This window comes from Neobacillus thermocopriae (assembly GCF_010975035.1).
Lineage (GTDB): Bacteria > Bacillota > Bacilli > Bacillales > Cytobacillaceae > Neobacillus > Neobacillus thermocopriae.
On record NZ_JAAIUV010000008.1, the window covers coordinates 103,775 to 114,774 of the forward strand.

5 protein-coding genes, 15 tRNA genes and 1 pseudogene are annotated in these 11,000 nt (G+C 38.8%); 1 reads left to right on the top strand and 20 read right to left on the bottom strand.

Features of this window, described 5'->3' with window-relative positions; translation table 11 throughout:
- The first annotated feature begins 172 nt into the window (after window positions 1-172).
- Window positions 173-1,111 (top strand): 1,4-dihydroxy-2-naphthoate polyprenyltransferase, encoded by a 939-nt coding sequence (locus G4Z05_RS07215; RefSeq protein WP_163251201.1) that lies wholly within the window; start codon window positions 173-175, stop codon window positions 1,109-1,111.
- A 63-nt stretch (window positions 1,112-1,174) separates the two neighbouring features.
- On the opposite strand, the gene G4Z05_RS07220 is transcribed toward G4Z05_RS07215, so the two are convergent.
- The 20 genes and pseudogenes from G4Z05_RS07220 to G4Z05_RS07315 all read right to left on the bottom strand — a co-directional run bounded on the left by G4Z05_RS07220 (window position 1,175) and on the right by G4Z05_RS07315 (window position 10,947).
- Entirely contained in the window at window positions 1,175-3,571 is a 2,397-nt protein-coding gene (locus G4Z05_RS07220; protein ID WP_163251202.1) for a glycogen/starch/alpha-glucan phosphorylase, read from the bottom strand.
- Window positions 3,561-5,012: a glycogen synthase GlgA gene (glgA, locus tag G4Z05_RS07225; protein ID WP_163251203.1), complete on the bottom strand. Its 1,452-nt coding sequence runs from the start codon at window positions 5,010-5,012 to the stop codon at window positions 3,561-3,563. The genes G4Z05_RS07220 and glgA overlap by 11 nt, the downstream gene beginning before the upstream one ends.
- Window positions 5,009-6,040: a GlgC family sugar phosphate nucleotidyltransferase gene (locus tag G4Z05_RS07230; RefSeq protein WP_163251204.1), complete on the bottom strand. Its 1,032-nt coding sequence runs from the start codon at window positions 6,038-6,040 to the stop codon at window positions 5,009-5,011. Before G4Z05_RS07230 ends, glgA begins: the two co-directional genes overlap by 4 nt.
- 58 nt (window positions 6,041-6,098) lie before the next feature.
- Window positions 6,099-7,241 (bottom strand): annotated as a pseudogene (locus tag G4Z05_RS07235) (glucose-1-phosphate adenylyltransferase).
- The gene (gene glgB, locus G4Z05_RS07240; RefSeq protein WP_163251205.1) at window positions 7,183-9,132 is read right to left on the bottom strand and encodes a 1,4-alpha-glucan branching protein GlgB; all 1,950 of its coding nucleotides are present in this window, start codon (window positions 9,130-9,132) and stop codon (window positions 7,183-7,185) included. Before glgB ends, G4Z05_RS07235 begins: the two are co-directional and overlap by 59 nt.
- A gap of 464 nt (window positions 9,133-9,596) precedes the next feature.
- Window positions 9,597-9,668, bottom strand: a tRNA-Glu gene (locus tag G4Z05_RS07245).
- A gap of 5 nt (window positions 9,669-9,673) precedes the next feature.
- A tRNA-Ser gene (locus tag G4Z05_RS07250) sits at window positions 9,674-9,764 on the bottom strand.
- A 3-nt stretch (window positions 9,765-9,767) separates the two neighbouring features.
- A tRNA-Asn gene (locus G4Z05_RS07255) sits at window positions 9,768-9,842 on the bottom strand.
- A 12-nt stretch (window positions 9,843-9,854) separates the two neighbouring features.
- Window positions 9,855-9,931 (bottom strand) — tRNA-Ile (locus tag G4Z05_RS07260).
- A 4-nt stretch (window positions 9,932-9,935) separates the two neighbouring features.
- Window positions 9,936-10,009 (bottom strand) — tRNA-Gly (locus tag G4Z05_RS07265).
- 17 nt (window positions 10,010-10,026) lie between these two features.
- Window positions 10,027-10,102: transfer RNA gene (locus tag G4Z05_RS07270), tRNA-His, on the bottom strand.
- Between the two features lie 12 nt (window positions 10,103-10,114).
- Window positions 10,115-10,190, bottom strand: a tRNA-Phe gene (locus tag G4Z05_RS07275).
- 38 nt (window positions 10,191-10,228) lie between these two features.
- A tRNA-Asp gene (locus tag G4Z05_RS07280) sits at window positions 10,229-10,305 on the bottom strand.
- A gap of 3 nt (window positions 10,306-10,308) precedes the next feature.
- Window positions 10,309-10,382: transfer RNA gene (locus G4Z05_RS07285), tRNA-Met, on the bottom strand.
- 22 nt (window positions 10,383-10,404) lie between these two features.
- Window positions 10,405-10,497 (bottom strand) — tRNA-Ser (locus G4Z05_RS07290).
- A 17-nt stretch (window positions 10,498-10,514) separates the two neighbouring features.
- A tRNA-Ile gene (locus G4Z05_RS07295) sits at window positions 10,515-10,591 on the bottom strand.
- A gap of 12 nt (window positions 10,592-10,603) precedes the next feature.
- Window positions 10,604-10,680, bottom strand: a tRNA-Met gene (locus G4Z05_RS07300).
- A gap of 19 nt (window positions 10,681-10,699) precedes the next feature.
- Window positions 10,700-10,775 (bottom strand) — tRNA-Ala (locus tag G4Z05_RS07305).
- Window positions 10,776-10,791: 16 nt separating this feature from the next.
- Window positions 10,792-10,868: transfer RNA gene (locus G4Z05_RS07310), tRNA-Pro, on the bottom strand.
- Between the two features lie 5 nt (window positions 10,869-10,873).
- Window positions 10,874-10,947 (bottom strand) — tRNA-Arg (locus G4Z05_RS07315).
- Window positions 10,948-11,000: the final 53 nt, after the last annotated feature.

An 11,000-nucleotide genomic window follows, 5' to 3' on the forward strand; every position in this document is an offset into this window, starting at 1 on the left:
ACTGTAATAAAAGACTTATAATGGTAAAGGGATTATCTTCTAGTTTTGAAAGTAAAATTTCGTTGACACTCTTGTAGGGATTTCCTACACTAGTGTTTGGACAAGATATTATTCTCGACAAATATACTATTTATAATAGAAAGAAAAAGCGAACAGAGGGAGGAGAAATTGGATGCAGCCAAATGTACAACCTGGTACAAATCCTGTGGTAAAGCCAAACAAAGGCTTTCAAGTATGGTGGCAAATGACCCGCCCTCATACCTTAACAGCGGCTTTTGTACCTGTCCTACTTGGTACGGCTCTATCACTTCAGTATGGAAAAATTCATATCGGATTATTTTTAGCCATGTTGATCGCAAGTCTTCTAATTCAAGCAGCCACCAATATGTTTAACGAATATTATGACTTTAAGCGCGGATTGGATACTGAACATTCTGTTGGGATAGGTGGAACTATTGTTCGTGACGGGATTAAGCCAAAGACAGTTATGCAATTAGCTTTGATTTTTTATGGTATTGCTTTATTATTAGGGGTTTACATTTGTGCAAATAGCAGCTGGTGGCTTGCATTAGTTGGCTTAATTTGCATGGGTGTCGGTTATTTATATACGGGTGGACCGCTTCCAATCGCTTATACACCTTTTGGAGAAATCTTTGCCGGATTGTTTATGGGGATGATGATCATTTTAATCTCCTTCTTTATTCAAACAGGTACGGTGGACACTACCAGCATTCTAGTTTCCGTTCCAAGTTTTGTACTCGTAGGTGGAATTCTGTTATCAAACAATATCCGTGACCTTGATGGAGATAAGGAATTTGGTCGTAAAACATTAGCAATTCTTTTAGGGAAAAAGAAGGCCATCTATTTATTAGCCAGTATGTTTGCCTTTTCTTATCTATGGATTTTAGGTCTGATCTTCGCAGGTGTAGTTCCTATTTGGACATTACTTGTGCTATTAAGTACGCCTAAACCATACAAATCAGTTAGAGGATTTATTCAAGGCACATTGCCGATTCAAATGGCACCTGCCATGAAGGCAACTGCCCAAACCAACACGATTTTTGGATTTTTGTTAGCAATCGGGATTTTTACTGGACATTATTTTTCATAACAAAAGCTTCTGTCGAACCCGACAGAAGCTTTTGTTTTTAGATGCCACTTTATCTAGCCTCCATTATGTCACTGGATGAATGTCCCAAATATCCTTAGCATATTCCCTGATAGTACGGTCACTGGAGAAATAGCCAGCATGTGCGATATTAACCAGACATTTTTTTTGCCATGAAATCTGATCTTTAAACGCTTCTCCAATTTTCCTCTGTGTTTCAGCGTAAGACGCAAAATCCTTTAAGACAAAATATTGATCATTTTCCTCCAAAAGGGAATCAAAAATCGGTTCAAACTCATTATGAACATCTGGAAAAAAGCCATTTACCAGCTGGTCAACAATTTGTTGAATACGACTGTCATGATGATAGTACTCATCTGAGTCATATCCTCCGTGACGATAATAATGTAAAACTTCTTCAGCGGTCAGCCCAAAAATAAAAATATTTTCATCTCCAACCCGCTCATGAATTTCAATATTTGCCCCGTCTAATGTCCCAATTGTTAAAGCTCCATTAATCATGAATTTCATATTCCCAGTACCAGAAGCTTCTTTACTTGCAGTAGAAATTTGTTCACTAACATCGGCAGCTGTAAAAATTTTCTCTGCTAAAGAAACTCGGTAATTTTCTAAGAAAATGACCTTCATTTGATCTCCAACTCTAGGATCATTATTAACTTTATCAGCAACGGTATTAATTAACTTAATAATTTTTTTAGCATAATAATACCCTGGTGATGCTTTTGCTCCAAAAATAAAGACTCTCGGTATCATCCTGAAGCTTGAATCTTCTAATATGCGATTATAAAGATGCAATATATGGAGTACATTCAATAGTTGCCGTTTATATGCATGAAGCCGCTTGACCTGTACATCAAAAATTGCCTGTGGATCAACCGTAATGCCGTTTTGTTTATAAATAATGTCAGCAAGCATTTCTTTATTTGCTCTTTTTATTTTTCCAAGCTCCTTTAATAAAGAACGATCCTCTTGATATTTAAGCAAGTTAATCAACTCATGCGGGGCACTTGTCCAACTATTTCCAATTCGTTCGGAAATTAGTGTGGATAATTTCGGATTTGCCTTTAATAACCAGCGGCGGTGAGCAATTCCATTGGTCTTATTATTAAATTTATCTGGAAACAGTTGATAAAATGGTTGCATTTCCCGTTCCTTTAAAATCTCCGTGTGTAGTCTTGCCACACCATTTACACTAAAGCTACCTACAATAGCTAAATGCGCCATTTTCACATAACCATCTGCTATAATAGAAAGCTTTGCTATTCTATCCCAATCCCCAGGAGTCTCTTCCCATAGTTCCCTACAAAAACGTTCATTGATTTCATTGACAATCATATAAATACGTGGCAAAAGTGGCTGAAAAATATGAATTGGCCATTTTTCCAATGCCTCTGATAAAGTGGTATGGTTTGTATAGGAGATTGTATTTTTAGTAATATGCCATGCTTCATCCCAACCAAAACCTTCTTCATCAATTAAAATTCTCATTAACTCTGGAATGGCTAAAACAGGGTGAGTATCATTAATATGAATACAAATTTGTTGATGCAGCTCATTCAAACTACCATGTTGCTTTTTATAGGACCGAATAATGGATTGAAGGCTTGCCGATACTAGAAAGTATTGCTGCTTTAACCTCAAGATCTTCCCTTCATCATGGGTATCATCCGGGTAAAGAAATTCAGAAATTGCCTCGGTTCTCCGCTTATATTGTAAAATATCCTTATTTATTGGGAATTGAGCAGGTTCAGCATTCCATAATCTGAGTGTATTCACTGTTTTACAATGATACCCTACGACCGGAACATCATACGGAACGGCTGTAACCGTTTCGGTATGTAAATGATGAAAAACAAGTCGTCCATTTTCCATTTTCGCTTCTACTTTTCCCCAAAATGGAATTTGAACCGCTAAATCTGCTTTACGTATTTCCCAAACATTTCCACTTCTTAGCCACTGTTCTGGTAGCTCAACTTGGTATCCATTGACAATTTTTTGTTCAAATAATCCATGCTTATAACGGATTCCATGCCCATGCCCTGGAAGATTCAATGAGGCAAGGGAGTCCAAAAAGCAGGCAGCTAGCCTGCCCAGGCCACCATTTCCCAAGCCTGCATCTGGTTCTATTTCCTCGAGTTCTTCGAGAACAATTCCCAGTTCTTCTAACCCTTTTTCTACTAATCCTTCAACACCAAGGTTAATCAAATTTTGCCGAAGAAGCTTTCCTAATAAGTATTCAATAGATAAATAAAAAACCTGTTTTCCCTTTACAGCCAAATATTTTTCATTCGTCTTTATCCAATCATTGCTGACATATTCACGAATCATCAATCCAAGTGTTTCATAATGATCTCTGGAAGTACTCTCCGAAAAGCTTTTACCGCACAGCATTTCAACTCGTTTTTTAAAGTTTTCTTTAAAGGATTCTTTATTAGAAAACATGGGTTTCACTCCTTGCAATCACTTCGGAATATAGCTGGTTGTAATAAAAAGCCGATTGAGCCCAGCTGTAGTCCTTTTCCATAGCCTGCTTTACAATTAATCCCCATGTTTTTTTGTTATGATAAAAGCTCAATGCTCTCCGAATTGTGTATAGCATATCGTGAGCATTGAAATGCTTAAATGAGAATCCATTTCCTTCTTTGGTAAATTCATTCCAACTCTTAACGGTATCATTTAGTCCCCCTGTTTCTCGGACAATTGGGATCGCCCCATATTTCATAGCGATAAGTTGTCCTAAGCCACAAGGTTCAAATAATGATGGCATTAAAAATAAATCAGCTGCAGCATATAATTTATGAGCCAATTCTTCATTAAACCCAGTATAGACCCTTAATTTTTCCGGATAAATCCTTGCTGCCTGTCTTAGGTATTCCTCATATTCATAATCCCCTGCACCAAGGAAAATGAGCTGAATATCCTCCTGTAAAATCTCCCGGAAGACACATTTAATGAGATCAATCCCTTTTTGCCTAGTAAGCCTTGAAATCATTACCATTAACGGAGTAGAAGCGGATTGTTTTAAACCGAATTGCTTTTGAATCTCCCTTTTATTAGCTGCTTTTTTCCCAATATTATGAATAGAATAATTTTGAAAAATAAATGGATCTTTGGATGGATCGTAAAAATCATCATCAATTCCATTTAAGATCCCCACAAGATCCTCATTCCTGGCCCTAAGAAGTCCATCCAATTTCTCTCCAAACTCAGGTGTCTGAATTTCCTGCTTATAGGTTGGGCTCACAATTGTAATTTTATCAGCGGCAACAAGCGCCCCTTTCATAAAATTCACATTTCCGAAAAACTCCAAATGTCCCGGATGAAAATAACTTTCATCAAGCCCCAATAAATCCTTTAATACCTCTCTCGGGAAAATGCCTTGGAATTGAAGATTATGAATGGTAAATATAGTACGGATGGATCCATAACCCGTTCTTCGGTAATAATCCGCTCGCAGCAAATAAGGAATCATTGCTGTATGCCAATCATGACAATGGAGAATATTCGGAAAATAATCTAGCTCTTTTAGTGTTTCAAGAACAGCTCGACTAAAAAAGGCAAACCTTTCTCCATCATCAAAATAGCCATACAACCCTTCCCGTTTGAAATAATATTCATTATCAACAAAATAATACGTTATTCCCTGGTGGATAAGTTCTTCGATCCCACAATATTGTTTTCTCCAGCCAACATCGACTGTGAATTCTTTAATTTTTTTCATTTTCTTTTTATATTGATCAGCAATCGTACCATATTTGGGAAGGATTACCCTAACATCTGTACCGAGACTTTTTAATTCCTTTGGTAGAGAACCAGCAACATCTGCCAGTCCGCCTGATTTGGCAAATGGTCCACATTCTGAAACAGCAAATAATACTTTCACGAATTCATCAACGCTCCTTGCTTTGTTCCTTTTCGAATAACAAAAGGTGATTGAGCTGTTCCCGTAATTTGGGCCCCCGCTTCAATTTTTACATCTTTATCCAATATTACTGAATCTAAATAGCAACCATCTTCAATTTGGCATTTTTGCATAATAATACTATTTTTAACGACAGCCCCTTTGCCAATTTTCACACCGCGTGAAATAATACTATTTTCCACTGTTCCGCTAATCAAACAGCCATTTGCAATCATTGCATTTTTTACCGATGATCCCTTTTCATACTTAGTAGGAGGCTCATCTTTCACTTTCGTTAAGATAGGCCGCTCTTTGAGGAAAAGCTCCTTCCAAACCTCTGGCTTTAATAGTTTCATACTTGTGGAATAATAGTTCTCGATGGAGTTAATCATTTCTGCATACCCTTCATAGGTATAGTGGCAAACCGTATAATCATGATGGATATCATTTGTCACATCCTTCATGCATGTATAACCGGTCTCATGCCGTGTTTCTATTAATTTAATCAACAATGATGTTTTAATTAAAAACATTTCCAGGGACTTTCCATTCTTCTGACGTATTTCCGTAATATCACAACCAGAATGAATGTGCCATTCTAAAATGGGCCTAAGATCCATATTGGCAACGGTATAACAATTAGAGATGAATGCATATTCCTGAGTACTGCGGTAAAAATAATCCAAATTGGCAGCAAACAGGTCAAAGGCCCCTATACGATTACGATTGCTTTCCAAAACAGGAGATGGAAAGAAAAACAAACCATCACGTTTTCTGTTTAAATCCCAATTTTTCCCTGAACCTAAATGATCCATTAATGATCGGTATTGCATTTTTGGAAAAATAGCGACACTGCGGATACCTGTGTTCACCATATTGGATAATACAAAGTCAATAATCCGATACCTTCCAGCAAAAGGAAGTGCCGCCTGTGAACGGTGTATAATTAAATCTTCCAATTCCTCGTGATAGGTTGTCGCATCAATAATACCTAATAGCTTTTTCTTCATTCCAAAGTCCCCCCATAAAACGTTTTTAACAACAAAGCATCATTGTAGATTGTTCTGACTAAGCAGTATAAAGCGTATTTATCATCTCTTTTGTCACTAAAATGATTTCATCATCAAATGAGCGAATCACCGTCCCATCAGGAATATAAACATCACATGGAACAATAGCTTTTTCTATAAAACAATTCTCACCTATGACAGCGTCTGGCATGATTACCGACTCTTTTACAATCGATTCTCTCCCTACTGTCACACCTTGGAATAAGACAGACCTTTCAATATTGCCCTCAATGGTACAACCTTCATTGATGAGCGATTCCTTCACAATGGCATTAGGTGATATATATTGCGGTGGCTGATTCGGATTAACCGAATAAACTCTCCATTTATGATCAAATAAATCTAATTCGCAATCTTCCTTTAGCAAATCCATATTAGCTTCCCACAAGCTTTGAACAGTACCTACGTCTTTCCAATATCCTTTAAACGGATAAGCATATAATTTCCTCTTTTCATCAAGTAGTAATGGAATGACATCTTTTCCAAAATCATGACTGGAATCCGGATTTCTTGCATCCATTTCCAAATATTCCTTAAGTATATTCCAATTAAAAATATAGATGCCCATGGAAGCCAAATTATTTTTTGGTTGGCTCGGTTTTTCCTCGAATTCTGTAATTCTCATTTCCTCATTGGTGTTCATAATTCCAAAGCGACTTGCTTCAGCCCATGGGACTTCAATTAAGGAAATGGTGACATCTGCTCATTTTTCAATATGGTATTCAAGCATTTTCTCGTAATTCATTTTATAAATGTGATCACCAGAAAGGATAAGAACATAATCAGGCTGATACTGTTTGAGATAATTTAAGTTTTGGTAAACGGCACTGGCTGTACCTGTATACCACTTCACTTCTGTTGATTCACTATACGGAGGTAATACCGTAACTCCACCATCTTTACGGTCTAAATCCCAAGCACTACCGATACCAATATAGGAATTGAGCAAAAGCGGTTGATATTGGGTAAGGACCCCTACAGTATCAATGCCTGAATTGGCACAATTGCTCAAAGTAAAATCAATAATTCTATACTTACCGCCAAATGGAACAGCAGGTTTGGCAAGGTCATTTGTCAAAGCATTAAGCCTGCTCCCTTTTCCTCCTGCCAACAGCATGGCGACGCACTTTTTCTTTCCCATTGCTTTTTCTCTCCTTTCTTTTTTTAACAGGTCTTAATATTTGAAACCCATACGGGGCTATAGCAAGATTGATAGAATAGGGCTTACCATGGTATGGCTCCTCTGATGCTTTGAGTACTTTTTTATTGACTACCCCAGAGCCACCATATTCCTCTAAATCATTGGTAAATATCTCCCGGTATTCCCCTGCTTTAGGTACACCAATTTTATATTCTGGATAGGATAAACCGGTAAAATTACAAACGATGACTAACATATCCTCTTCTTTTTTACCTTTACGAATAAAAGAAAAGATAGACTGGTCTTTATTATCCACATCAATCCATTCAAAGCCATCCTGTAAATGATCCAGCTCATAAAGGGCTTTAGAACGCTTATAAACCTTCGTTAATACTTTCACATAGGAATTTAGTTTTTCGTGCATTTCATAATCAAGAAGGTGCCAATCCATCTGTTCTTTATCCTTCCATTCGGAAAACATTCCTAATTCAAAACCCATAAACAATAATTTTTTTCCCGGGTGGGTAAACATATAACCTAGCAATAGCCTTAGCTGAGCAAATTTCTCCCAATAATCCCCCGGCATCTTATTTAACAATGACTTTTTACCATGAACGACTTCGTCATGTGAAAACGGGAGCATGAAGTTTTCGGAGAAAGCATATAACAGTGAAAAAGTAACTTTTGAATGAACGTGAGACCTGGCAAATGGCGGGGTTTCCATGTACTCTAGTATGTCGTTCATCCATCCCATATTCCATTTATAATCGAAGCCAAGGCCACCATATTGGACAGGTGTTGTTACATTGCGGAAATCCGTAGAATCTTCACCAATCATTAAAAAATGAGGGTTTACATCATGAACTACCTGATTTAATTTCCTTAAGAAATGAATACCATAAGGGTTTTCAGATTTTTCTCCTAACGCATTGGGCCAATAGATGATATTGGCAACAGCATCCATTCTAAATCCATCAATGTGGAAATATTCCATCCAAAAAAGGGCATTTGAGATTAGAAAGCTTTGAACTTCTCCTCTTCCCAAATCAAAATTGGCTGTCCCCCAAATCACATTTTCCCGATCATGCTCACTCTGATAAGAATAAAGATGTGTACCATCAAACCGATAAAGACCATGAGCATCCTTACAATAGTGACCTGGAACCCAATCCAATATAACTCCTATTCCATTTTGATGGCATTGATCAACAAAGTAACAAAAATCATTTGGAGTCCCATATCTTGAGGTAGCTGCAAAATATCCAGTTCCTTGATAACCCCAAGAGATATCAAGTGGGTGTTCAACTAGTGGAAGGATTTCTATATGTGTAAAACCATGCTCCACTACATAAGGGATTAATTCATCAGCAAGTTCTTTATAGGTTAGAAAATCACCATTCTTGTGTTTCTTCCATGATCCTAAATGAACTTCGTAAATGACAGAGGGCTCAGACAAAAAGTTTTTCCCTGCTTTTCGATTCATCCACTCAGCATCTTGCCATTCATAATCACCAAGTGAATATACAATCGAAGCTGTATTTGGCCTTTTTTCAGCATAGAATGCATACGGATCAGCTTTTAAAAATCTTTCTCCATTCTGTGTAAAGATTTCAAACTTATATCGATTTCCTTCTAGGTTTTGGTTGACAACTATCACCCAAACTCCTTCGTCATTCACCTTTTGTAATTCATATCCTTCACCATTCCAGTTATTGAAATCCCCGACGAGCCTCACCTGGCAGGCATTCGGGGCCCATACACAAAATCTTGTATATACGTTATTGGAATCTTTAAAGATATGAGCACCAAAAAGCTCATGACTTTGAAAAAAATTCCCTTCATGAAACAGGTGTAACTGATAATCTGTAGGAAATAATGTATTCACTGCCATGGCTCTTTCCAACTCCAATAAAAAAAATATATTTCAAAATCCAATTATAAAGGGAAATAATAAATAATCCTCAAAAACTTTTTTCTCTTTTCTGACAATAACCGAGACATGCTACTATAAGGTGATATATTTCCTTAAAATCAGCCTAAAATCGACAAAAAATTATTCAACATCCGACAAAAATATCGAAACTTTTTGTGAAAAAATACATAAAAAATTATTCAATTTAATAAGAAATGGAAACATTTGATTTATAAAAGTCTAATAAATGTAAGCGATTGCAATACATTTTATTAATATAATGAGGAAGAAATGATATTCTAATATAGTTATCATCTGAAGTATAAACAGAGGAGATAGATTGGATTATTGAATGCAGAAAATGACCATATGGAAGTTCCCATTATTATTTATTTCCAATAAAACAAAAAAACTGATGACAAATTGTCATCAGTCTTTTTGTATGACCCCTACGGGATTCGAACCCGTGTTACCGCCGTGAAAGGGCGGTGTCTTAACCACTTGACCAAGGGGCCTTTTCTGGCGGAGAAGGAGGGATTTGAACCCTCGCGCCGGTTGCCCGACCTACACCCTTAGCAGGGGCGCCTCTTCAGCCACTTGAGTACTTCTCCACATGGCTCCGCAGGCAGGATTCGAACCTGCGACCGATCGGTTAACAGCCGATAGCTCTACCACTGAGCTACTGCGGAATAAATTTAATATGGTGGGCCTAAATGGACTTGAACCATCGACCTCACGCTTATCAGGCGTGCGCTCTAACCAGCTGAGCTATAGGCCCATAATGGAGCGGGTGATGGGAATCGAACCCACAACAACAGCTTGGAAGGCTGTGGTTTTACCACTAAACTACACCCGCATAACATTAACTTTGGATGGGGCGATTGATGGGAATCGAACCCACGAATGCCAGAGCCACAATCTGGTGCGTTAACCACTTCGCCACAACCGCCATATTATTAAATGGTGGCTCAGGACGGAATCGAACCGCCGACACAAGGATTTTCAGTCCTTTGCTCTACCGACTGAGCTACTGAGCCGAAGTATTAAGTTCCCTAACGGGAATATTATTTTATAATGGCGGTCTGGACGGGACTCGAACCCGCGACCTCCTGCGTGACAGGCAGGCATTCTAACCAGCTGAACTACCAGACCGTATTGCGGGGGCAGGATTTGAACCTGCGACCTTCGGGTTATGAGCCCGACGAGCTACCGGACTGCTCCACCCCGCGATAATAGAAATTAATCATTTTATGGCGGAGGAAGAGGGATTCGAACCCCCGCGCGGCTTTCACCGCCTCTCGGTTTTCAAGACCGACCCCTTCAGCCAGACTTGGGTATTCCTCCATATTATTTAAAATGAATGGTGGACCTTGTAGGACTCGAACCTACGACCGGACGGTTATGAGCCGTCTGCTCTAACCAGCTGAGCTAAAGGTCCATTTATTTATTTTGGTAGCGGCGGAGGGGATCGAACCCCCGACCTTACGGGTATGAACCGTACGCTCTAGCCAGCTGAGCTACGCCGCCAAAATTAATCTTGTTAAATTGGTGGAGCCTAGCGGGATCGAACCGCTGACCTCCTGCGTGCAAAGCAGGCGCTCTCCCAGCTGAGCTAAGGCCCCAAATTCATAGTTTCAATGGTCGGGAAAACAGGATTCGAACCTGCGACCCCTTGGTCCCAAACCAAGTGCTCTACCAAGCTGAGCTATTTCCCGAATAACGCGCCCGACAGGAGTCGAACCCATAACCTTCTGATCCGTAGTCAGACGCTCTATCCAATTGAGCTACGGGCGCAAATTTATGGTGCCGAGGACCGGAATCGAACCGGTACGGTAGTCACCTACCGC

Coding starts and splice junctions, on each gene's coding strand:
- G4Z05_RS07215 (WP_163251201.1), top strand. CDS start 173: ATGCAGCCAAATGTACAACCTGGTACAAATCCTGTGGTAAAGCCAAAC.
- G4Z05_RS07220 (WP_163251202.1), bottom strand. CDS start 3,571: ATGTTTTCTAATAAAGAATCCTTTAAAGAAAACTTTAAAAAACGAGTT.
- G4Z05_RS07230 (WP_163251204.1), bottom strand. CDS start 6,040: ATGAAGAAAAAGCTATTAGGTATTATTGATGCGACAACCTATCACGAG.
- glgB (WP_163251205.1), bottom strand. CDS start 9,132: ATGGCAGTGAATACATTATTTCCTACAGATTATCAGTTACACCTGTTT.